Genomic DNA, 22,319 nt, shown 5'->3' on the forward strand with positions numbered 1-22,319 from the left:
TGGGAGGCAGCAGTGAGCGTGGCCTGCGGCACGGGGAAGCACCGCGAGCACGACGTGTACATGGAGCAGTGCCCGTGCCGGGACATCCTGGAGGTGCTGGCCAACAAGTGGTCGGCGCTGGCGATCGGTGCCCTGGCCGACGGTCCCCAGCGCTACGGGCACTTGCGGCGGCGGCTTGAACGCATCGCGCCCAAGGTGCTGACGAGCACGCTGCGCCGTCTGGAGGAGTACGGGTTCGTGGAGCGCACGGTGTACGCGGAAGTCCCGGTCCGCGTCGAGTACGCCCTGACCGAGTTGGGGCGCAGCGTCGCGGTGCCCCTGGAGGCGCTGCGTCATTGGGTGGAGGAGCACGCCGACGCCATCCGCGCCTGACAGGGCGGTGGGGCGGCTCCTCAGAACGTCCCGGGCACCGCCTGGCGGTGAAGGTCCATTTACCCGCCACGAGGTCACGATGCCAACGCAGAATCGTCGCAGGCGTGACCGGGAACGGCGCGGCAGAACCCCAGTACACACCACGAAACCGTGTTTCCGAGCGGGACACCCTGACCCGGTGCCCGCGATTTCGCATCGTCCGCGCTCCCGAACATCCGCCCCGGGCACCGGTTCACGGCGCGTACGACGGATCGAGAGGCTTTCCGTCCATCCAGGTCGGATGGAACCGGAGGATCTCGGCGGTAGCGGCCTGGCTGGTGACGAACGGGTCGCAGGCCACAGCGGCCTCGATGGCCAGCCGCTCGCCGTCGGCGATGATCACCCCGCCGGTACGGGGGTCCAACGGCCCGGCGAGGTGGACCATTCCCTGCGAGAACAGCCCATGGGGGTTGGCGTAATGCCCGTCCTTAAGGGTGTCGATCTTCTCCAGCGGCGCCCGGTATCGCATCACGATGACGTACATGACCCCAGTCAACGGCACGACACTCCTTCAGCGCCAAGACCAGATCGCGATCCCCCCATAGGCTGGCACCTATAGGTACAGGAGGGGCATGGAGGACGTACCGGAGGTCGAGCTCCGGCAGTTGCGCTATTTCGCCGCGGTCGCCGAGGCCGGCACCGTCACCGAGGCCGCCCGCCGCCTGCGCATCGCCCAGCCCAGCCTCAGCCAGCAGATCCGCATCCTGGAACGGCGCATCGGCACGCCGCTCTTCCGGCGCCTGCCACAGGGCATGGAGCCGACGGAGGCGGGGCGGTTGCTGCTGGACGGCGTCCACCGGGCGTTTGGCGAACTGAACGCCTCGATCGCGGCGGCGCGCGCCCTTCCCCCGACGGCGCAGGTAGGGGTGTGCCGCGGTGTGCCCGAGACCACCCTGGCCCGCGCGGAGGCGATCATCACGTGCGGCCACCCGGTGCGCATCACCTACGAGGCCGTCGACTCGCAACAACAGAGCGCTCTGCTGCGCGCCGGTCACCTGGCCTTCGGCATCCTGCGCACCCCCGTCGACGAGGCGGGCCTCGTGCTGCGCACGGTCAACGACGAGCCCCTGGGCGTTGTGTTGCACCGCCGGCATCCGCTCGCCCGTCACGCGGAGCTGACCTGGTCACAGCTCGCAGGGCAGCGCCTGCTGTGGTTCCCCGCCAAGCGCGCCCGCGGCTATGCCGCCGCCGTCCTCGCGCGCCTGGACGAGCACGGATGGAGGCCCGGGACGGTGACGGAGGAGCACGGCGGCCACACGTTGTTCCGCCATGCGCTCATCGGACAGGACGATCTGGTGGCGCTGCGAACGCGGAGCAGTTCGACCGGCGACCCGGAGCTCACCTGGCGTCCGGTCGGGCCCCGTCCGCCACATGAGCGGCTGGTGCTGGCCGCCGCGGCCCGTACGGCCTGGGCCCGGCAACTCTCCACCGGGGGTGACGCCGCAACAACGTACCTGTAGAGCGCAATATCGAGGCCGATTCTTGCACGATATGGCCGACACAAGGGGAAGATCGGCATCATTTGCCGCGCCACAAAGTATAAAATTTGCAGCTTGAAAGGCAGAAACAGGGACAATCTCCCATAAATGCCCAAGGGTTCCGTTGGTCGCCGTGCCTGGCCCGACCCGGCGTCGCGACCCCTGCCTCGACAGGAAGACGAGATGAGCGAATCGGAGGCCGTGGCGTGAGGATTTCGGAGCGTGCGCAGGCCGTCTCCCCGTTCTACGCGATGGAGTTCGGCAAGCACGCCGCGACGCTGGAGTCCCAGGGACACCACGTCATCAAGCTCAGCCTCGGCGAACCGGACTTCGGCGCGCCCCCGGCCGTCCTGAACGCGATGCGCGAGGCCATGGACGGCAGGCCGATGCCCTACACCGCGGCGCTCGGCCTGCCGTCGCTGAGGCAGGCGATCGCGCGCTTCTACCTGGACGAACACGACGTCGAGGTCGACCCGTCCCGGGTCATCGTCACCGCGGGAGCCTCGGCTGCCCTGGTACTGGCCACCGCGGCACTCGTCAACCCCGGTGACGAGGTGTTGATCGCAGACCCGTCGTACCCCTGCAACCGGCAGATCGCCGAAAGCTTCGGCGCCGACGTCACGCTCATCCCCGCCACGGCCGAGACCCGTTTCCAGTTGGATGCGGCATCGGTGAAGTCGGCCTGGACGGACAGGACCCGCGGGATCATGGTCGCCACCCCGTCGAACCCGACGGGCACCTCCGTTCCGGCCGGCGAACTGGCCGCGATCTGCGCACTCGCCCGCGAGCGGGACGCGTGGCGGCTGGTCGACGAGATCTACCTCAACCTGAGCGACCCCGACCACCAGGGCCGGCCACCGCGCAGCGTGCTGTCGCTCGATCCCGGCGCCATCGTCATCAACAGCTTCTCGAAGTACTTCGGCATGACCGGCTGGCGACTCGGATGGTGCGTCGTCCCTGAGCCCCTGGTGCCGGCCATGGAACGCCTGGCCCAGAATTACTTCCTCTGCGCCTCCGCCCCCGCCCAGCAGGCCGCCCTGGCCTGCTTCACCCCCGGCTCCCTGGCGGTCTGCGAGGCCCGCCGCGCCCAGTTCGCCGAACGGCGCGCGCTCGTCCTCGAGGGGCTGGCGCGGATCGGGCTGCCGGTGCCCGTCCCACCCGATGGCGCGTTCTACGTGTACTTCGATGTCAGCCGCACGGGGCTCACCTCCTGGCAGTTCTGCGAGCGCGCGCTGCACGAGGCGCACGTGGCCCTCACCCCGGGCCGGGATTTCGGCACGCACACCGCGGAGACACACGTCCGGCTCTCGTACGCCGCGTCAACGGAGGATCTCCGCGAAGGGATCGCCCGCCTTGAGGGATTCATGGCCACCCTCCGGTGATGCGCCGCGCGGCTGCGTGCGGACCCCGCTGCCCGAGGCCCGCTTCACTCCGCCACAAGGCACTTTGGCCGACGGCGCGCTGGCGCCTGGCCAGGGCGGCCGCCGCCGGCGAGGTCCGGGCGCGCCACCCGTACCTCTACGTCTTCTCAGCTAATCGGAGCCGGACAGGCGCCGCAGCCGCTCCGCCGCCTCCCCGAACTCGCTGATCATGTCGTAGACCACCTCGCGGGCCGGCTTGACCTGGTCGAGCTGGCCCACCACCTGGCCTACGAAATAGTTGACCAGCTCCAGCGCACCCGGATCGCCCTTCTCGGCCGCCGCCTCGATGCGGGCCATCGCGCCCTCGGCCACCAGCAGCTGCAGCGGCATCCCCAGCGGACCGGGGCTCTCCTGGCCGGAGTCCCACTCCTCCGTCCAGGCCGACTTGAGCTGCCGGGCCGGCTTGCCCGTACGGGACGTGGACCGGACCGTGTCCAGCGACGAGGCGGCCAGCAGCTTGCGCTTGACCGAAGGCGAGGTCTCCGCCTCCTCCGTGGTCAGCCAGACCGAGCCGCACCACACCCCCTCCGCGCCGAGGGCCATGGCCGCCGCCATCTGCCGGCCCGACGCGATCCCGCCCGCCGCCAGCACGGGGATCGGGGCCACCGCGTCCACGACCTGCGGCACCAGCACCATCGTGGAGACCTCGCCGGTGTGCCCGCCCGCCTCGGTGCCCTGCGCCACGATGAGGTCCGCGCCCGCCGCCACCTGCCTGCGGGCGTGCTCCACCGTGCCGACCAGCGCGGCCACCGGCACGCCCGCCTCCCTGGCCTTGGCGACCATCTCGGGCGGAGGCGGCCCCAGCGCGCTGGCGATGAGCCCGATCGGGTGCTTGAGCGCCACGTCGATCAGCCCCGTCGCCCCGGCCGCCGTCACCCGCCTGCCGATCTCGTCCGCCACCGCCGTCAGCGGCTGAACGGGGGCGCTCACGCCGTACTTGGACAGGAGGTGGGTGACGAAGTCTCGGTGACGGTCGGGGACGAAGTCCATGAGGTGCGCCTGCCGGTCGAGCGCGGATGCGTCGAGCTTGCCTGGCACGAGCACGTCCACGCCGTACGGCCGGCCGCCCACCTGCCCGTCGATCCAGGTCAGCTCGGTGTCGAGCTGCTCGGGCGAGTACGCGATCGCGCCCAGCACCCCGAAGCCGCCCGCGTTCGTGACGGCGGCCACCACGTCGCGGCAGTGGCTGAAGGCGAACAACGGGAACTCGATGCCCAGGCGCTCACAGATGGCGGTCCGCATGATTCGACGCTATCCGGCAGAAGCTTGTTCGGTCTATCCCTCGGTTGTTCACGCTTCGCCCGGGTCCGGCCTCCCCCGACGCCTTGCTCCTTGGCCTGCGCGTGCTCGTGCTGCGCGCCTGCGGTCCGTTCAGGTGCCCCGCCCGCTATGTCTCCATTGCTGCCATTGCCGCCTGGCTGCCGCGCGCGTTGCGCCGGGCTGTGCCGTCGTGCCTCTCGCCGACCCGGCGCCGGGTGTGGTGCGGGAGGGTGGCTGTCCCGGTGTGCGTCCTGATGCCCGGATCGTGGTCGCCCGCGCGGGGTGGGCGGGTCCCTGGGCGTCTGGCGGCCGAGCGCTGAGACAGGAGGCGCAGGGACGGCCGCGCGAGACCGGCGGCGCAAGACCGGTGGTGCAGGGCGGTGGTGCAGGACGGCGGCGTGGGCCGGAGGCGCAAGACCGGTGGCGCAGGACGGCGGCGTGGGGCCGGTGGGTCGGGTGGGCAGGTGCGGTGGGGGACGCGGGGTCAGGAGGCGGTGGCGCGGCGGTTCAAGGGGATGGGGAGGGAAGGGTTGTGCCAGCCGAGCTCCGGCGTGTAGCCGCGTACCACCTTGGCCGGGACGCCGGCGACCACGCTGTGGTCCGGGAACGTGCCGCGGACCACCGCCCCGCCCGCCACCACGCACTGGCGTCCCAGCGTCGTGCCGGGGAGGATGATCGCGCCGGCCCCCAGCCACGAGCCGGAGCCGATCGAGACCGGGCTGTTGCGGGGCCACTGGCGCCCGATCGGGACGTCAGGGTCGTCGTAGACGTGGTTCTGGTCGGTGATGTACACGTACGGACCGGTGAAGACGTCTTCGCCGATGTCGACCGACTGGTGGGCCACGATGTGCGAGCCGCGGCCGATCGAGCAGCCGCGGCCGATGCGGAGGATCGAGTCGGGCCCGAGGTCCGGACCCGGCATCATGCCGCACGAGATCGACACACGCTCACCGATGAGCGTGTGGTCGTCGATCTCGATCCACTGCTCGCCGAAGATCGCGCCCGGGGGGAAGGCGATGCTGACTCCGTCGCCGAGCCGGCGGAATCGGTAGCCCGCAGGACTCAACGGAGTGATGGCGCCGGCGCGGCGGATCGCCCCGTAGGCACGGTGAACCAGCGTGCCCACTGCTCGCCGTACTAATGACATAAGGACCAAAGTTACCGCTAGGTTTAACCGTTCGGGCATGTCGGGGGCGTTGTTTGATATCCTGAGAGCCCGTGGACAGTTCGACCACACCTCGAGCCACGGGAGCCCCTTTGCGCAGCGCATCGCAAACCAAGCATCTGTTCGTCACCGGCGGTGTCGCCTCCAGTCTCGGCAAGGGGCTCACGGCATCCAGCCTCGGTCGCCTGCTCAAGGCACGCGGTCTCAGGGTCACCATGCAGAAGCTCGACCCGTACCTGAATGTCGACCCAGGGACCATGAACCCGTTCCAGCACGGCGAGGTGTTCGTCACCGACGACGGCGCGGAGACCGACCTCGACGTCGGCCACTACGAGCGTTTCCTCGACACCGACCTGCACGGCTCGGCCAATGTGACCACCGGGCAGATTTACTCCAATGTCATCGCCAAGGAGCGGCGGGGCGAGTACCTGGGTGACACCGTCCAGGTCATCCCGCACATCACGAATGAGATCAAGGACCGGATCAGGGGCATGGCCGGTCCTGAGGTGGATGTGGTCATCACCGAGGTGGGGGGCACGGTCGGCGACATCGAGTCGCTGCCGTTCCTGGAGGCCGTGCGGCAGATCAGGCACGAGGTCGGGCGCGACAACGTGTTCTTCCTGCACGTGTCGCTGCTTCCGTACATCGGCCCCTCGGGCGAGCTCAAGACCAAGCCGACCCAGCACAGCGTGGCGGCGCTGCGCAGCATCGGTATCCAGCCGGACGCGATCGTGCTGCGCTCCGACCGGCCCGTGCAGATAGCGATAAAGCGCAAGATCAGCCTCATGTGCGACGTGGACGAGGACGCCGTCGTCTCCTGCGTGGACGCGGCCTCGATCTACGACATCCCGAAGGTGCTCCACTCCGAAGGGCTCGACGCGTACGTGGTGCGCCGGCTCGGCCTGCCGTTCCGCGACGTCGACTGGAAGGAGTGGGAGCAGCTCCTGCGCCGGGTGCACCGGCCGGCGAAGGAGGTCACGATCGCCCTGGTCGGCAAGTACATCGACCTGCCGGACGCGTACCTCTCGGTCACGGAGGCCCTGCGGGCCGGCGGGTTCGCCAACGACGCGCGCGTCAACATCCGGTGGGTCAAGAGCGACGACTGTGAGACCCCCGAGGGCGCCGAGCGCGAGCTCGACGGCGCGGACGGCGTGCTGATCCCCGGTGGGTTCGGCGTGCGCGGCATCGAGGGCAAGATCGGCGCGATCCGCCACGCCCGCGAGGGCAAGATCCCGCTGCTCGGCATCTGCCTCGGCATGCAGGGCATGGTCATCGAGGCCGCCCGCAACATGGCCGGCATCGAGGACGCCAACTCCGCCGAGTTCGACCCCGACACCAAGCACCCGGTCATCTCCACCATGGCCGACCAGGAGGACGTCGTCGCCGGCGAGCGCGACATGGGCGGCACCATGCGGCTGGGCATCTACACCGCCAAGCTGGGCGAGGGCACCCTGGCCAGGCAGCTGTACGCCGGCAAGGCCAAGGCCGACGAGCGCCACCGCCACCGCTACGAGGTCAACAACGCCTACCGCGAGCAGCTCGAGAAGGTCGGCCTGGTCTTCTCCGGCCTGTCGCCCGACGGCCGGCTGGTCGAGTACACCGAGCTGCCCTCCGACATCCACCCGTTCTTCATCGGCACCCAGGCGCACCCCGAGTTCCGCTCGCGCCCCACGCGGGCCAACCCGATGTTCAAGGGCCTCATCACCGCCGCCCTGGAGTACGCGGACGCCCGGGTCGGCGCGAAGGTGGGCCAGTGAACATAGAAGACACGCCCGAGACCTGGGACGTCGTCGACTCCAAGGAGCGGTTCCGGGGCCACGTCATCAAGGTGGTCACGGACACGGTGAAGATGCCCCGCGACGAGGTCGCCGACCGCGACTACGTGGTGCATCCGGGCGCGGTCGCCGTGCTCGCGCTCGACGACCAGGACCGGGTCCTGATGATCAGGCAGTACCGCCACCCCACCCGCCTGCTGATGTGGGAGCTGCCCGCCGGGCTCCGCGACGTCGAAGGCGAATCGCTCGTCGCCGGCGCAGCCCGCGAGCTCGCCGAGGAGGCCGGCTACCGCGCCGACACCTGGCACACGCTCATCGACCTGTGCTCCTCGCCCGGCATGAGCGACGAGCGGATCAGGGTGTTCCTCGCCCGCGACCTGACCAAGGTCGAGACCGACTTCGTCCACCGGCATGAGGAAATCGACATGCCGGTGGAGTGGGTGCCGCTGCCGGACGCGGTCGAGAAGGCGCTCATGGGAATGATCCACAATTCCCCGGCCGTGGCCGGTATCCTCGCCGCGTACGCGGCTTCGGTTGAGGGGTTCGCCCTGTTGCGCCCCGCCGACGCCCCTGAGGCGTGACGGAAGGACCAGCTCGTGGAGGCGGTGCTCTCCAGCTACCTCGCCCATCTGGCGGTGGAGCGGGGCCTCGCTGCCAACACGCTCGCGTCCTACCGCCGTGACCTGCGGCGATACGTCCAACACCTGCAGGCGCGCGGCCGGTTGAAGCTCGACGAGGTGGGGGAGGCCGACGTGCTGGCCTTCCTCGCCTCGCTGCGTGAGGGCGACGGCGAGCACCCCGCGCTCGTCGCCAGTTCGGCGGCCCGCGCCGTCTCCGCCGTGCGCGGGCTGCACCGCTTCGCCCTGCGCGAAGGCGTCACGGCCCACGACCCCGCCCACGAGGTACGCCCGCCGCGCCAGCTCCGCAGGCTCCCCAAGGCCATCGCCGTGGACGAGGTCGAGCGGCTCATCGCCGCCTCCGGCCCCGACGGCGCGCCCCTAACGCTGCGCAACCGCGCCCTGCTCGAGGTTCTGTACGGCACCGGCGCCCGCATCTCCGAGGCCGTGGGGCTGGCCGTGGACGACCTCGAGGACGACCAGGTGCGCCTGCGCGGCAAGGGCGGCCGCACACGCGTCGTGCCCTTGGGCCGCTACGCCCGCTCCGCGCTCGACGCCTACCTCGTACGGGCCCGTCCAGGGCTGCTCGCGCACGGACGCGGCACTCCCGCCGTGTTCCTGAACGCCAGGGGAGGCCGCCTGACCAGGCAGGGAGCGTGGGAGGTGCTCCAGGCCGCCGCCGAACGTGCCGGACTCGCCAGGATAAGTCCCCACGTTCTTCGCCATTCCTTCGCAACCCATCTCTTGGACGGCGGCGCTGACGTTAGGGTGGTTCAGGAGCTGCTCGGCCACGCCTCCGTGACGACCACACAGGTCTACACACTGGTCACGGTCGACAAGCTCCGCGAGGTCTATGCCGCCGCGCATCCGCGTGCCCGGCAGTGATCTATAGTCTTTTGCGACGTGCGCCACCCTCGGCGTGCCGCCTTGCCGCATAAAGTGGCGACGCCATAGTGTCCGTCCGGACGGTCCGGTTCGGGATCGTCAGGGAGGTTCGAGCTGGTGACTGTGACGACCAAGGGTTCGACCCCGGGGACCCCCGACAACCCCTGGGGCGACACGAAGACCAACACGCCTTCCAACGGCGTCAATCTGGGGCCCACGCGGCGGCCCAGACCCGTGTTCCCCGAGCCGGTGCCGCCCTCGGTGCACGGCCCGGCGCGCGTGGTCGCGATGGTCAACCAGAAGGGTGGCGTCGGCAAGACCACGACGACCATCAACCTGGGGGCCGCGCTCGTCGAATGTGGCCTCAAGGTGCTGCTGGTCGACTTCGACCCGCAGGGCGCGCTCTCGGTCGGCCTGGGCATCAACCCGCTCCAGCTCGACCTGACCGTCTACAACCTGCTGATGGAGCGGGGCGTCACCGCCGAGGACGTGCTCCTGGAGACCGGCGTCGAGGGCCTCGACCTGCTGCCCAGCAACATCGACCTGTCGGCCGCCGAAGTGCAGCTCGTCACCGAGGTCGCCCGTGAGCAGGTGCTCGGCCGGGTGATCAAGCCGCTGCTGCCGCACTACGACGTGTGTCTCATCGACTGCCAGCCGTCGCTGGGCCTGCTCACGATCAACGCGCTGACGTGCGCCCACGGCGTGATGGTGCCGCTGGAGTGCGAGTTCTTCGCGCTGCGCGGCGTGGCGCTGCTCATGGACACGATCTCCAAGGTCCAGGAGCGGCTCAACGAGGACCTGGAGATCGAGGGACTGCTGGCCACCATGTACGACGCCCGCACCCTGCACGGGCGCGAGGTGCTGGCCCGCGTGGTGGAGGCGTTCGGCGACAAGGTGTTCCACACGGTGATCAACCGTACGGTCCGCTTCCCGGACGCGACGGTCGCCGGCGAGCCCATCACCACCTTCGACCCGTCCTCGCTCGGCGCGAACGCCTACCGTGAGCTGGCCCGCGAAGTGCTCTCGCGCTGGCCTGCGCCTGCCACAATGGCCAGGTGACCGAAGCCGAGCAGCCTCAAGGGTTCCAGGTCCACCTGGACGTCTTCGAAGGGCCCTTCGACCTGCTCCTTGGCCTCATCGCCAAGCACAAGCTGGACATCACCGAGGTCTCGCTCTCCAAGGTCACGGACGAGTTCATCGCCTACATCCGCTCGCGCGGGCCCGAGTGGGACCTCGACCAGACCAGCCACTTCCTGCTGGTCGCGGCAACCCTGCTGGACCTGAAGGCGGCCCGGCTGCTGCCTTCGGGCGAGGTCGAGGACGAGGAGGACCTGGCGCTGCTGGAGGCCAGGGACCTGCTGTTCGCGCGGTTGCTGCAGTACAAGGCGTACAAGGAGGTGGCGAAGCTCTTCGCGGGGCGGATGGCGGAGGAGGCGCTGCGCTTTCCCCGCACGGTGCCGATGGAGTCGCAGTTCGCCAACCTGCTGCCCGAGCTCATCCTGGGCATCGGGCCCGAGCAGCTCGCCAAGATCGCCGCCAAGGCCTTCACCCCCAAGCTGCCGCCCACCGTCAGCGTCGGGCACATCTACCAGCCGCTGGCGAGCGTCAAGGAGCAGGCGGCCATCCTGGTCATGCACCTGCGCAGGCTCCGGCGCGCCACCTTCCGCGCGCTCGTGGCCGACTGCGAGGGGACCTTCGAGGTCATCGCCCGGTTCCTGGCCGTGCTGGAGCTCTTCCGTGAGTCGGCGGTGACGTTCGAGCAAGTCGAGGCGTTGGGGGACTTGCACGTAACCTGGACCGGCGCTGACGACGGCGACGTCGCGGTGGGCGACGATTACGAGGAATCCGCGGAGAAACCACGCAATGACTGACAACCCACTGCCCACCCCTCGCCGATCCCCTGATTCTGATCCGCCGCTGCCCGCCTGGATGAGCCTCCCGGGCTCCCTCGCCCAGCCCTCCGCCCCGGCTGTGGAGGATGAGGCGGCTGAGGACGACGCACCGTTGGATGACGTCTCGCCGTCTTCCGGCGAGACGCCCACCCCGGCGTCGGACACCGGCTCCGTGGACAGTGGTGCGGCGGAGTCGAGCGTGGGCGCCGGCCCGGCCGTGGATGCTTCCGCCGTCGCTCCGGCGGAGCTCGGCGCAGCACGCGCGTCGGAGGACGTGGATGTGTCGGAGGCGGCTCCGGCGGGGAGTGCCTCCGATGCCGCCCATGCGCCGGGTCCCCCGGGCGCCGGATCGGCGGGTCGTGGCGCGGCGGAAATCGGCGCGACGCGCGCGTCCGAGGACGTGGACGCCCCGGAGCCCGGGGAGGGGCCGGCGCTGGAGGCGGCGCTGGAGGCTATCCTGCTGGTGGTTGACGAACCCGTCGCCGAGGTGACTCTGGCTCAGGTGCTGGAGCGGCCCACCCACGAAGTCGCCGCGGCGTTGCGGGGGCTGGCGGCGGAATACACCGCTGCCGGCCGGGGTTTTGACTTGCGGGAAGTCGCGGGTGGCTGGCGGTTCTACACGCGGGCCGACTGCGCGGCTCTGGTCGAGCGGTTCGTACGCGACGGCCAGCAGTCGCGGCTGACCCAGGCCGCACTGGAAACACTCGCGGTCGTGGCATACCGGCAACCGGTGAGCCGGGCTCGCGTAGCCGCGGTGCGCGGCGTCAACAGCGACGGCGTCATGCGGACGCTCGTCGCGAGAGGGCTGGTCGAGGAGGCCGGCACCGACCCGGAGAGCCAGGCAGTGCTCTACCGGACAAGCTCATACTTCCTTGAACGTCTGGGACTGCGGGACCTCAGCGAGCTCCCCGAGCTCGCGCCCTTCCTCCCCGACGACGTGGAAAACCTCGAGGAGACAACAAAGTGATCAACAGGCGAAGCACCCCGTCCGGTGATGGACGCGGTCGCGGACGTACCGGCGGCTCGAGTCAGGGCCGCGGCGGACGTCCCGCCTTCCGTTCCGACTCCGGTTCGGGTTCCCGTTCCAACGACGCCCGCGGCGACTCCCGCGGTGGGGGCCGGCGCGACGACTTCCGCGGCGGTTCCGGTGATTCCCTTCGCGCCGACCGGAGTGGGTCGCGTGCCCGGTACGGCTCCGGTGCCCGTGAGGAGAGGTCCTCGCGCGGCCAGCGCGATCAGGGGTACCGGCGCGACGACCGCGAGGCCCCGCGTGACGACCGTGGGAGCCGTTACGGCGACCGTGAGGGCCGTTACGGGCGCGACGAGCGCCAGCGCGAGTCCTACGAGCGGCCCCGCGACGACCGAGGCGGATACCGCACCGAGCGCCGCGAGGACGGGCGCGGCGGTGGCGGTTACGGTGCTGGGCGTCGTGAGGAGCGTGGCGGTTACGGTGCCGGGCGGCGTGACGAGCGCGGTGGCTACGGTGCCGGGCGTCGTGACGAGCGCGGCGGAGGCTACTCTGCCGGGCGGCGTGACGAGTCCGGCAATGAGCGTGGCGGCGGCTACGGCGCCGGACGTCGCGAGGAGCGTGGCGGTTACGGTGCCGGGCGTCGCGAGGAGCGTGGCGGTTACGGTGCCGGCCGCCGTGACGAGCGTGGCGGTTACGGTGCCGGGCGTCGCGAGGAGCGCGGCGGTTACGGTGCCGGGCGTCGTGACGAGCGCGGTGATTCCGGTGCCGGGCGGCGTGAGGAGCGCGGCGGGTTCCGGGCCGATCGGAGCGGGCGCAGGGAAGGCGCCGCCCCGGCCTCCACTCGCTCCAGGTACGGCAAGCGCGACACCGACGCCCGGACCGAGCGGGCCCCGCGTCCGTCCCGGCGCGACGACGTACAGACCATCGGAAGCGGCAGCCCCCAGCGCGACCGTGTGAAGGCCGCGCGCCAGCCCATCCGCGACCGCGACCTCTACCCCGAGGGCTACACCGACGAGCGCGACACCACCGAGGTCCCCAACGGGGTGCGGCTGCAGAAGGTGCTCGCCCAGGCGGGCGTGGCCAGCCGCAGGGCGTGCGAGGAGATGATCGGCGAGGGCAGGGTCACCGTGAACGGCCAGGTCGTACGGCGGTTCGGCGCCAAGGTCGACCCGGCGACGCAGGTCATCCACGTGGACGGCAAGCGCATCCCCACCGCTCCCGACCTCGTCTACTACGCCCTGAACAAGCCCATCGGCGTCGTCTCCACCATGAACGACCCGCAGGGTCGGCCGTGCCTGGCCGACTTCGTCGAGGAGCTGGCGCCGAGGCTGTTCCACGTGGGCAGGCTCGACACCGAGACCGAGGGACTGCTGCTGCTCACCAACGACGGCGAGCTGGCCAACAGGCTGACGCACCCCAGCTACGGCGTGCAGAAGAAGTACTGGGCCAAGGTGCCGGGCCCGATCCCGCGGGACCTGGGGCGCAGGCTCAAGCAGGGCATCGAGCTGGAGGACGGTCTCGTCAGGGCCGACTCCTTCGCCATCGTGCAGGAGCATGGCCAGCAGGCGCTGGTCGAGGTCGTCCTGCACGAGGGCCGCAAGCACGTCGTGAGGCGCATGCTGGAGGAGGCGGGACACCGGGTGATCGACCTGGCCAGGATCGAGTTCGGTCCGGTGAAGCTGGGCCGTACCAAGCCCGGGACGGTCAGAGCGCTGACCTTGACGGAGGTCGGCGAACTTTACGCTGCCGTGAAGCTGTAATCTGGCTGAACGCAGGAGCCCGTGCGAATCTCCGCACGGGCTCTCCCGCTATAGAAGGGGACGAACCACATGGTGCGCGCGATCCGTGGGGCGATCCAGGTGGACGCCGACGACCGCGACTCGATCATCGCGGGCACGACCGAGCTGGTCAACGCGCTCATGGCGCGTAATCAGCTGACCACGGACGACGTGATCAGCGTGCTGTTCACGGCCACGCCCGACCTGACGGCCGAGTTCCCGGCGCTCGCGGCGCGTAAGCTGGGATTTCACGAGGTGCCGCTGATCTGCTGCACCGAGATCGCCGTGCCGGGCGCGCTGCCCCGCGTGGTGCGCCTCATGGCCCACGTCGAGACCGACCGCCCGCGGTCCGAGATTCAGCACGTTTACCTGCGTGGCGCGGTGGCGTTGCGGCAGGATATCGCGCAGTAAGCACCTGGAAAGCGCACCACGAAACACCTAATACTCCAACACCCTCCAATAGCCGGATAAATCAGGACATCGAGATGGAACTTCGTACCGTGCTCGTCGTCGGCACCGGTCTCATCGGCACTTCCGCGGCCCTGGCGCTGCGCAAGCGCGGCGTACGCGTGCTGCTCGCCGACCGTGACCAGGGCGCCGTACGGCTGGCACGGGAGCTCGGTGCCGGCGAGGAGTGGCAGCCGGGCGAGGGGCCTTCCGAGCAGGTGGATCTGGCGGTCATCGCCGTTCCTCCCGCCCACGTGGCGACCGAGCTGCTGGAGCTGCAGCGGATCGGCGCCGCCAGGTTCTACACCGACGTCGCCAGCGTGAAGGTCGAGCCCCTTGATCGGGCCGCGCAGCTCGGCTGCGACCTGGCCTCCTACGTGGCCTCCCACCCTCTCGCCGGCCGTGAGAAGTCGGGTCCGGGGGCGGCCAGGGCAGACCTGTTCCTGGGCCGGCCGTGGGCGCTGTGCCCCACCGAGGAGTCCGGCCCCGAGGCGAAGGCGGCCGTCCTGCGGCTGATCGAGCTGTGCGGGGCCAACGCCGTCGAGGTGAGCGCGACCGACCACGACCGCGCGGTCGCCGTCGTCTCCCACGCGCCCCACGTCGCCGCCTCCGCCGTGGCCGCCCGGCTGGCCGACGCCGCCGACGTCGCGCTCGGGCTGGCCGGCCAGGGCGTACGCGACGTCACCAGGATCGCGGGCAGCGACCCCGGGCTCTGGCTCGGCATCCTGTCCGGCAACGCCGCCCCGGTCGCCGAGGTGCTCGAGGCCGTCGCCGCCGACCTGGCCGAGGCCGCCGGCGCCCTGCGCGCGCTGGCCGAGGGCGACGGCACCGCCACCGGGGAGATCACCCAGCTGCTCAAGCGCGGCGTCGCGGGCCACGACCGCATCCCCGGCAAGCACGGCGGCCCGGCCTCCTCCTACTCCGTCGTCCAGGTCGTCATCGGCGACCGCCCCGGTCAGCTCGCCCGCCTCTTCCAGGTGTGCGACGAGGTCGGGGTCAACGTCGAGGACGTGCGCCTGGAGCACGCCCCCGGGCTGCCCCTGGGCATCGCCGAGCTGTCGGTGCAGCCCGACGCGGTGCCCACGCTCATCGACGCCCTGCGCGAGCGCGGCTGGCAGGTCCCCTAGGGCCTCCCTCCGGCAGCTTCGCTGTCGCGCCGCGGTGCGAGCGCGCGATGCCGTGACCCGTGTGAAAGCAGAACGCCGATCCCGAGGCCCTCAGGGCGCGCGTGGATCGACGCGGCCGCCGAGGACGCCAGGACCACCAAGGGCCTAGGACCCGCTGAACCGGTCCGGGCAGAAGGTCGCCCTGCCGGTCTCCGAGCGGAAGGGACCGGTGCTCAAGGAGCAGTTCATCGTGGACACCAAGACGATGACGCTGCCGGCCCACTACGTCGACGTCACGAACAACGCCCGCCGCCGATTAGCCCGATGTCACATCCGCGCCTCCTCGATACGTCTTCAGCCACGAACCGAGGAGGTAAGGAAAATGACCGACATTCTCGTACTGGGAGCGGGCTACACCGGCGTCGCGGCGGCCATCAGGGTCGCCGTCAGGACCCGCCGCACGGGCGGACGGGTGCGGCTGGTGAACGCCTCATCCAGGTTCACCGAGCGCCTCAGGCTGCACCAGACGGCCGCCGGGCAGCGGCTGGCCGACTACCCGCTGGACGAGGTGGTCGCGGGCACCGGCATCGAGTTCGTCCAGGGCCGCGTGGCCGGGCTGGACGTCGAGCGCCGTGAGGCACGCCTGGAGGACGGGCGCGTGCTCGGCTACGACAAGCTGATCTACGCGCTCGGCACCGTCACGGACACCTCGGTGCCCGGCGTCGCCGAGCACGCCCACGTCTACGACGACTACGCGGGCACCGTACGGTTCGCGGAACACCTCGACACGCTCGAGAGTGGCACCGTGGTGGTGGCCGGCGGCGGGCTGACCGGGGTCGAGTCGGCCGCGGAGATCGCCGAGGCCCGCCCCCACCTGCGCGTCGTCCTGCTGACCAGGGGGCGGCCCGGCTCCATGATGGGCGAGCGGGCCCGTGCCTACCTGGACGCGGCGCTGCGGCGGCTGGGCGTCGAAGTGCGCACCGGCGTGGACATCACCAAAGTACTGCCGGACGGTGTCGAGCTGGCCGGGGGCGAGCTGGTCCACTCCGACGCGACGCTCTGGACCACCGGCACCAGGGGCCTGCCGGCGGCGGCCGAGTCCGGGCTGACGGTCGACGCCCGCGGCCGGATCGTGGTGGACTTCGCGCTTCGCTCGGTGTCCCACCCCGACGTGTACGCCGTCGGCGACGCCGCCGCGGTCAGCCAACGGTTCGGCGTGCTGCACGGCACCTGCCAGGGCGGCATCCCCACCGGCCTGCACGCGGCCGACTCGCTCGCCGCCACCCTGCGCGGCAAGACCCCCAGGGGCTTCAGGTTCGGATACATACACCAGCCCATCTCCCTGGGCAGGAACGACGCGGTCATCCAGTTCACCCGGCCGGACGACAGCCCGCGCAGGGGGTACCTCAAGGGACGCGCGGCGGTCACGTACAAGGAGGTCGTGAGCAGCAGCCCGATGCCCACGTTCAAGCTGCTCAAGCGCGGGCTGGCGCCGGTCTGGGCGCTCGCGCTGAGCGCCGGGCCCGCCTGAACAGCACGGCGGGGCGGGGCCGCGTCCGGCCCCGCCCCGCGCGCTCCCCACGATCAGCGCTTGGTGACCGCCGCACTGACGGCGTTCGGGCCGTCGTAGTCACGGTCGGGAATGGTCTCCAGGGCCTTGATGATCTCCTGGCTCGCGTTGTGCTCGCGGGCCGCCCGGATCAGATCCTGCTTGTTGGCCGGGTAGTCGACGCCACCGAGGTGCTTCTGCAGCTCGATCGGGTTAATTGTTGTTTTCATAACTCTCTGCTGCCCTCTGCTCACGGGACGTAACGTCCTGCGGCGGGAATTTGCCTGAAATGTCGCCAAGCTCACACGGTGCGCCGGTACGCGGATCAGCCACCGGACCGCTCCAGCCTCCGCCGCGCCGCCTCCACCGCGAGCGGCAGCTCCCGCCGCTCGGCCAGCGCCCGCGGCAGCCTCGGCACGGCGCTACGCAGCCCCTCCCAGCCCGCGGGCCCGCCCCGCAGGGCGTCGAACGACCGCCGCGCCACCACCCGCCACGGGCGGCGCAGCACCGCGGTCAGCACGGCGTTGCGGGCGGCCAGCACCTGCCGGCCGCGCGGGTCCCTGGCCGGCGAGGGGTGGTGATGGGCCACCACATCGTCCACGTACGCCAGCCCCCACCCCCGCGCGGCCAGGTCCACGGCCAGCCGCTCCTCCTCGCCGAAGAAGAAGATCACGTCGTCGAACCCGCCCGCCTCCAGGAACGCCTCCCTGCGCACCACCGCCCCGCACGCCAGGAACCCCAGCACGCTCGGCCCCGGCAGGTCCGGCTCCACGCCGAGCGGTGAGTCGCGCATCTGCGCCGAGACCGCGTCCAGCCGCTCCTCGGGGCCCACCAGCACGCGCGCGCCCAGGACGGCCAGCCGCGGATGGGCGTCCAGCACGTCGGCGGCCCGCTCCAGCGCTCCCGGAGCCCACCAGGAGTCGTCGTCGGCGAAGGCCACGTAGGGGGTCTCGGCCATCCGGACGCCGACGTTGCGGGCGGGCGCGCCCAGGTTCGTGCCCGCCTCGACCAGATGGACGTCCGGGAAGTGGCGCCGTACGAATCCGGCGGTCCCGTCGGTCGAGCCGTTGTCGACCAGGATCACCGGGCGCGGGTGCAGGGGGAGCGTACGTGTCAGTGCCCGCAGCCGGTCCTTGCTGGCCACCACCACGGTGACTCTCGCATCGCTCACATGGGGCCCACTAACCGCGACGTCCGTTCTTAGTCCTTGACGTGCTTCCGGGGTGAGCGTAGAAAAGGTGGGTAACAGTGTTACCGATCAGAAACGGCGTTACCGTGACCACCGCGTACCAGCAGGCCCAGCAGGAGGGGCAGCACGTCGTCAGGGCCGCGATCCTCGACGCCGCCACCCGCCTGCTCGTCACCGAGGGGCCGGCGGCGCTGACCGTGCGGCGGATCGCCGGCGAGGTCGGCTGCTCGACCAAGGTGATCTACACGCTCTTCGGCGGCAAGGACGGGCTCAGCGAGGCGCTCTGGCTGGAGGGGTTCGCGAGGTTCGAGCGGCGGCTGCTCGAGGAGCTCGACGACGGCGACGATCCCCTGACCTCGCTGCGCAGAGGCCTGGACGCCTACCGTGCCTACGCGCTGGCCGAGCCCGACTACTACCGGGTCATGTTCCTGGGGGCCATGGCCGGGTTCAAGCCGGGTGACGAGGCCGTGGGGGCCGCCAGGCGCACGTTCGGCCTGCTCGTGCGGGGCGTCGGGAAGTGCCTGGAGGCGGGCGCGCTGCGCGGGGGAGAGGCCGTGGAGATCGCCGACGTGCTCTGGATGGCGGTCCACGGCGCCGTAAGCCTGGAGATCCTCGGCCATTTCGACGAACCCACGGCGGCGCGACGCTACCGGCTGCTCTACGACTCGGTGCTCACCCCCTTCCTGGCCCACGACGAGAGGAACGCACCATGACCACCCCGTACACCGGCGGATTCGCTCCCGTGAGCGACGAGATCACCGCCTTCGACCTGGAGGTCACCGGACAGATCCCGGCCGAGCTCAACGGCCGCTACCTGCGTAACGGGCCCAACCCGTTCGGCCTCGACGACCCGAGGGCGAGCCACCTGTTCGTCGGCGAGGGCATGGTGCACGGCGTGCGGCTGCGCGACGGCCGCGCCGAGTGGTACCGCAACCGCTGGGTACGCAGCGCCGACGTCGCCGCACGGCTCGGCGAGCCGCCCAGGCCCGGGCCCGTGCACGCGGGCATGGACTTCGCCGCCAACACCCACGTCATCGGGCTGGCTGGGCGCACGTTCGCGACCGTCGAGGCGGGGGCGTTGCCGTACGAGCTGAGCTACGAGCTCGACACCATCGGCGCGTGCGACTTCGACGGCGGCCTGCCCGGCGGGTACGCCGCGCACACCCACCTCGACCCGGCCACCGGCGAGCTGCACGCGCTGGCCTACTTCTTCGGCTGGGACCACCACCAGCACATCGTGATCGACCCCGAGGGCACGGTCACGCAGGTCAGGAACATCCCGATCGCCGACGCCCCGATGCTGCACGACTTCGCCCTCACCGAGCGGTACGTGGTGATCTACGACCTGCCGGTCACGTTCAGCATGGACCACGCGCAGAAGGGATCTCCGCTGCCGTACGCCTGGAACGACGCCCACGGCGCCCGGATCGGGCTCATGTCGCGCCGGAGCGGCGACCTGCGGTGGGTGGAGGTGGACCCGTGCTGGGTCTTCCACACGCTGAACGCCTACGACGACGGCGACGAGGTCGTCGTGGACGTGGTCCGCCACCCCAAGCGGTTCGTGGACAGCCGGCTCGACCAGGGCGGCCTGCCGACGCTCGACCGGTGGCGGATCGACCCGGCCGGCGGCAAGGTCCGCGAGACGCGGCTGGATGACAGGTCGCAGGAGTTCCCGCGCATGGATGAGCGCCGTACCGGCCGGCCGTACCGCTACGGCTACACCGCGGTCGGCGGCGACCTCGACGGCGTGCTCACGCCGGGCGACACCGAGCTGGAGGACCTGCCCGACGAGGCGTTCGAGAACACCCTCATCAAGCACGACCTGGAGCGGGGGACACAGGAGCCGCGGCAGTTCGGGCGCGGCGCGTACGTGGGCGAGCCGGTGTTCGTGGCCTCCGGAGAGGCCGAGGACGACGGGTACGTGCTCTCCTTCGTCAACAACCCCGCCCGCGGAGCGGCCGACCTGATGATCCTGTCGGCGCAGGACTTCACCGGCGAGCCGGTCGCCACCGTGCACCTGCCCGCCAGGGTGCCGCTCGGCTTCCACGGGAGCTGGATCGCCGATTGAGCCGGACACGGTACTCTCTCTTGGTGATGCGGTGACGGGATCGAACGCATCCGAGCCGGTCCACCCAAACGGCGAGGACCTGGTGTCTGCTGGAAAGCTCGTGAAGAGGGAGAGGCCGTGACCGGTCTGGTCGTCGCCATGGACGGCCCTTCGGGGTCGGGTAAGTCGAGCGTGTCGCGCGGAGTCGCCAGGGCGCTGAGCCTGCGCTACCTCGACACCGGGGCGATGTACCGCGCGATGACCTGGTGGATGGTCCGGCAGGGCGTCGACCTGGCCGATCCCGCCGCCGTGGCGGCCCGCTGCGGCGAGCCGCGCATCGACTCCGGCACCGACCCCGACGGCCCCACGATCCACGTCGACGGCGTCGACGTGGCGGGGCCGATCAGGGAGGCCGAGGTCACCGGAGCGGTCTCCGTCGTGGCCGCCGTTCCCGAGGTCCGGGCACGCCTGGTCGCGCTCCAGCGGGAGATCATCGGCGCCGGTGACATCGTGGTCGAGGGCCGCGACATCGGCACCGTCGTCTGCCCCGAGGCCACCGTCAAGGTCTACCTGACGGCCAGCGCGGAGGCCCGTGCCATGCGGCGCAACGCCGAGCTGGCCGGCTCGACGGTGGAGGCGCAGCAGGAGGCCATGGCCAGGCGTGACACCCTGGACTCGACACGTAAGACGGACCCACTCTCGATGGCGGATGGCGCCGTCGAGCTCGACACCACCCCGCTGTCGCTTGAGGAAGTGATCGCTGAGGTGTTGAGGCTGGTTAAAGAGCGCACCTGAGGCTTTCAGGTGCGGTACTCACATTAAGGAATTCAATCGTGCCAACGGGGGATTGGGTCGAGGCCGACCTCGACGAGCTTGAGATCACCGAGCACGGCGACACCACGCCGCTGCCGGTCGTCGCCATCGTGGGGCGGCCGAACGTCGGCAAGTCCACGCTGGTCAACCGCATCATCGGCCGCCGCGAGGCGGTCGTGGAGGACGTGCCGGGAGTCACCCGCGACCGGGTCACGTACGACGCCAACTGGCGCGGCCGCAGCTTCACCGTGGTCGACACCGGCGGATGGGACCCCGACGCCACCGGGATGAACCTGCGCATCGCCGAGCAGGCCCAGGTCGCCGTCGAGCTGGCCGACGTGATCGTGTTCGTCGTGGACGCGACCGTGGGCGCGACCGACGCCGACGAGGTCGTGGGCTCGGTGCTGCGGCAGTCCGGCAAGCCGGTCATCCTGACCGCCAACAAGGTCGACAACCAGCAGCTCGAGCTGGAGGCCGCCGCGCTGTGGTCGCTGGGGCTCGGCGAGCCGTACCCCGTCTCGGCTCTGCACGGACGGTCCAGCGGCGACCTGCTCGACGTGGTGCTCGACGCGCTGCCCGAAACGCCCGCCGTCAGCTTCGAGCACGAGCGTGGCCCGGCCCGCGTCGCGCTGCTCGGCAAGCCCAACGTCGGCAAGTCCTCCCTGCTCAACAAGCTGGCGGGGGAGGAGCGAGTGCTGGTCGACCCCATGGCCGGCACCACCCGCGACCCGGTGGACGAGCTGATCGAGCTGGGCGGGCGCACCTGGCGCTTCGTCGACACGGCCGGCATCCGGCGGCGCGACCGCGAGCTGCAGGGAGCCGACTACTACGCGGCCATGCGCACCCGGGCGGCGCTGGAGCGCACCGAGGTGGCGATCGTGCTCATCGACGCCAGCGAGGCGCTCACCGAGCAGGACCTGCGCATCATCGGCCTCGTCATCGAGTCGGGGCGGGCGATGGTCGTGGCGTTCAACAAGTGGGACCTGGTCGACGAGGACCGCCGCTACTACCTGGAGAAGGAGATCGACCGGCAGCTCGTCCGCACTCCGTGGGCACTGCGGGTCAACATCTCCGCCAAGACCGGCAGGCACGTCGACCGGCTGGTGCCCGCTCTGGAGAAGGCGCTCGACTCGTGGTCCACCCGGGTTCCGACGGCGCGGCTCAATTCCTTCCTGACGGAGCTCGTGCAGCAGACGCCGCCGCCGGTGCGGGGCGGGAAGCAGCCCAAGATCCTCTTCGCCACGCAGGCCTCCGTGGAGCCGCCGAAGTTCGTGCTGTTCACGTCCGGGTGGCTAGAGGACACGTATCGGCGCTTCATCGAGCGGCGGATCCGCGAGGAGTTCGGGTTCGCGGGGTCGCCGATCGAGGTCACGATGAAGATCCGGGAGAAGCGCGGCGCCAAGAAGGACAAGTAATGGCTTTGCCGTTGCCGGGCACGTAGGATTTACGGCAACGCGTCGACGGAGACGAGTAACCAGCGGATCCGCAGGGGTCCAGAGAGCCGCCGGTAGCTGCG

The 22,319-nt window shown here is 70.8% G+C and carries 22 protein-coding genes; 17 read left to right on the plus strand and 5 right to left on the minus strand.

The genetic code is table 11. From position 1 onward, the window contains the following. Window positions 1-12 precede the first annotated feature (12 nt). Window positions 13-372, plus strand: coding sequence for a winged helix-turn-helix transcriptional regulator (locus ACQPWU_RS20170; protein ID WP_433442206.1), 360 nt, complete (start codon window positions 13-15; stop codon window positions 370-372). A 232-nt stretch (window positions 373-604) separates the two neighbouring features. Here ACQPWU_RS20170 and ACQPWU_RS20175 read toward each other — a convergent pair whose 3' ends face one another. Beyond that, window positions 605-913 carry a YciI family protein gene (locus ACQPWU_RS20175; RefSeq protein ID WP_433442208.1) on the minus strand — a complete coding sequence of 103 codons (309 nt, stop codon included), beginning with the start codon at window positions 911-913 and terminating at the stop codon, window positions 605-607. A 70-nt stretch (window positions 914-983) separates the two neighbouring features. Here ACQPWU_RS20175 and ACQPWU_RS20180 point away from each other — a divergent pair, with 70 nt between their 5' ends. Both ACQPWU_RS20180 and ACQPWU_RS20185 read left to right on the plus strand, forming a co-directional pair. Further along, window positions 984-1,871 (plus strand): LysR family transcriptional regulator, encoded by an 888-nt coding sequence (locus ACQPWU_RS20180; RefSeq protein WP_433442210.1) that lies wholly within the window; start codon window positions 984-986, stop codon window positions 1,869-1,871. 224 nt (window positions 1,872-2,095) lie between these two features. After that, the gene (locus ACQPWU_RS20185) at window positions 2,096-3,271 is read left to right on the plus strand and encodes a pyridoxal phosphate-dependent aminotransferase (RefSeq protein ID WP_433442212.1); all 1,176 of its coding nucleotides are present in this window, start codon (window positions 2,096-2,098) and stop codon (window positions 3,269-3,271) included. A gap of 150 nt (window positions 3,272-3,421) precedes the next feature. Here ACQPWU_RS20185 and ACQPWU_RS20190 read toward each other — a convergent pair whose 3' ends face one another. After that, window positions 3,422-4,552, minus strand: a complete 1,131-nt coding sequence (locus tag ACQPWU_RS20190) for an NAD(P)H-dependent flavin oxidoreductase (protein WP_360710579.1) — start codon at window positions 4,550-4,552, stop codon at window positions 3,422-3,424. A gap of 502 nt (window positions 4,553-5,054) precedes the next feature. Further along, window positions 5,055-5,696 carry an acyltransferase gene (locus ACQPWU_RS20195; protein ID WP_433442215.1) on the minus strand — a complete coding sequence of 214 codons (642 nt, stop codon included), beginning with the start codon at window positions 5,694-5,696 and terminating at the stop codon, window positions 5,055-5,057. 131 nt (window positions 5,697-5,827) lie between these two features. Between ACQPWU_RS20195 and ACQPWU_RS20200 the strand changes: the two genes are divergently transcribed. The 10 genes from ACQPWU_RS20200 (at window position 5,828) to ACQPWU_RS20245 (ending at window position 16,736) form a co-directional block, all read left to right on the plus strand. Continuing rightward, entirely contained in the window at window positions 5,828-7,492 is a 1,665-nt protein-coding gene (locus ACQPWU_RS20200; protein WP_360710576.1) for a CTP synthase, read from the plus strand. Then, window positions 7,489-8,091 (plus strand): NUDIX domain-containing protein, encoded by a 603-nt coding sequence (locus ACQPWU_RS20205; RefSeq protein ID WP_433442217.1) that lies wholly within the window; start codon window positions 7,489-7,491, stop codon window positions 8,089-8,091. Before ACQPWU_RS20200 ends, ACQPWU_RS20205 begins: the two co-directional genes overlap by 4 nt. Window positions 8,092-8,106: 15 nt before the next feature. Continuing rightward, window positions 8,107-9,012 carry a site-specific tyrosine recombinase XerD gene (xerD, locus tag ACQPWU_RS20210; protein WP_433442219.1) on the plus strand — a complete coding sequence of 302 codons (906 nt, stop codon included), beginning with the start codon at window positions 8,107-8,109 and terminating at the stop codon, window positions 9,010-9,012. A gap of 117 nt (window positions 9,013-9,129) precedes the next feature. Continuing rightward, complete coding sequence (locus tag ACQPWU_RS20215) at window positions 9,130-10,071, plus strand: ParA family protein (protein ID WP_360709635.1); 942 nt, start codon at window positions 9,130-9,132, stop codon at window positions 10,069-10,071. Beyond that, on the plus strand, window positions 10,068-10,883 hold the full coding sequence (locus ACQPWU_RS20220; RefSeq protein ID WP_433442221.1) for a segregation and condensation protein A: 816 nt from the start codon (window positions 10,068-10,070) through the stop codon (window positions 10,881-10,883). Before ACQPWU_RS20215 ends, ACQPWU_RS20220 begins: the two co-directional genes overlap by 4 nt. A 394-nt stretch (window positions 10,884-11,277) precedes the next feature. After that, on the plus strand, window positions 11,278-11,871 hold the full coding sequence (gene scpB, locus ACQPWU_RS20225; RefSeq protein ID WP_433445250.1) for an SMC-Scp complex subunit ScpB: 594 nt from the start codon (window positions 11,278-11,280) through the stop codon (window positions 11,869-11,871). Further along, window positions 11,868-13,634, plus strand: coding sequence for a pseudouridine synthase (locus tag ACQPWU_RS20230; protein WP_433442223.1), 1,767 nt, complete (start codon window positions 11,868-11,870; stop codon window positions 13,632-13,634). Before scpB ends, ACQPWU_RS20230 begins: the two co-directional genes overlap by 4 nt. A gap of 69 nt (window positions 13,635-13,703) precedes the next feature. Beyond that, the gene (gene aroH, locus ACQPWU_RS20235) at window positions 13,704-14,063 is read left to right on the plus strand and encodes a chorismate mutase (protein WP_433442225.1); all 360 of its coding nucleotides are present in this window, start codon (window positions 13,704-13,706) and stop codon (window positions 14,061-14,063) included. A 74-nt stretch (window positions 14,064-14,137) separates the two neighbouring features. Continuing rightward, window positions 14,138-15,226 carry a prephenate dehydrogenase gene (locus ACQPWU_RS20240; RefSeq protein WP_433442227.1) on the plus strand — a complete coding sequence of 363 codons (1,089 nt, stop codon included), beginning with the start codon at window positions 14,138-14,140 and terminating at the stop codon, window positions 15,224-15,226. Between the two features lie 361 nt (window positions 15,227-15,587). Beyond that, a complete protein-coding gene (locus ACQPWU_RS20245) occupies window positions 15,588-16,736 on the plus strand; it encodes an NAD(P)/FAD-dependent oxidoreductase (protein WP_433442229.1) in 1,149 nt (382 codons plus the stop codon). A 53-nt stretch (window positions 16,737-16,789) separates the two neighbouring features. Here the strand turns inward: ACQPWU_RS20245 and ACQPWU_RS20250 are convergent, their stop codons facing one another. After that, window positions 16,790-16,984 carry a DUF2795 domain-containing protein gene (locus tag ACQPWU_RS20250; protein WP_433442231.1) on the minus strand — a complete coding sequence of 65 codons (195 nt, stop codon included), beginning with the start codon at window positions 16,982-16,984 and terminating at the stop codon, window positions 16,790-16,792. A 95-nt stretch (window positions 16,985-17,079) separates the two neighbouring features. Beyond that, window positions 17,080-17,925 carry a glycosyltransferase family 2 protein gene (locus ACQPWU_RS20255; protein WP_433442233.1) on the minus strand — a complete coding sequence of 282 codons (846 nt, stop codon included), beginning with the start codon at window positions 17,923-17,925 and terminating at the stop codon, window positions 17,080-17,082. Window positions 17,926-18,002: 77 nt separating this feature from the next. Between ACQPWU_RS20255 and ACQPWU_RS20260 the strand changes: the two genes are divergently transcribed. From ACQPWU_RS20260 to der, 4 genes are all read left to right on the plus strand, one after another. Then, on the plus strand, window positions 18,003-18,656 hold the full coding sequence (locus ACQPWU_RS20260) for a TetR/AcrR family transcriptional regulator (protein WP_433442235.1): 654 nt from the start codon (window positions 18,003-18,005) through the stop codon (window positions 18,654-18,656). Next, complete coding sequence (locus ACQPWU_RS20265) at window positions 18,653-20,011, plus strand: carotenoid oxygenase family protein (RefSeq protein ID WP_433442237.1); 1,359 nt, start codon at window positions 18,653-18,655, stop codon at window positions 20,009-20,011. Before ACQPWU_RS20260 ends, ACQPWU_RS20265 begins: the two co-directional genes overlap by 4 nt. A gap of 117 nt (window positions 20,012-20,128) precedes the next feature. Continuing rightward, window positions 20,129-20,785, plus strand: a complete 657-nt coding sequence (cmk, locus tag ACQPWU_RS20270; protein ID WP_433442239.1) for a (d)CMP kinase — start codon at window positions 20,129-20,131, stop codon at window positions 20,783-20,785. Between the two features lie 38 nt (window positions 20,786-20,823). Further along, on the plus strand, window positions 20,824-22,218 hold the full coding sequence (gene der, locus ACQPWU_RS20275) for a ribosome biogenesis GTPase Der (RefSeq protein WP_433442241.1): 1,395 nt from the start codon (window positions 20,824-20,826) through the stop codon (window positions 22,216-22,218). Window positions 22,219-22,319: the final 101 nt, after the last annotated feature.

Origin of the sequence: Nonomuraea sp. CA-141351, from assembly GCF_050944675.1 — a bacterium.
Taxonomy (GTDB): Bacteria; Actinomycetota; Actinomycetes; order Streptosporangiales; family Streptosporangiaceae; genus Nonomuraea.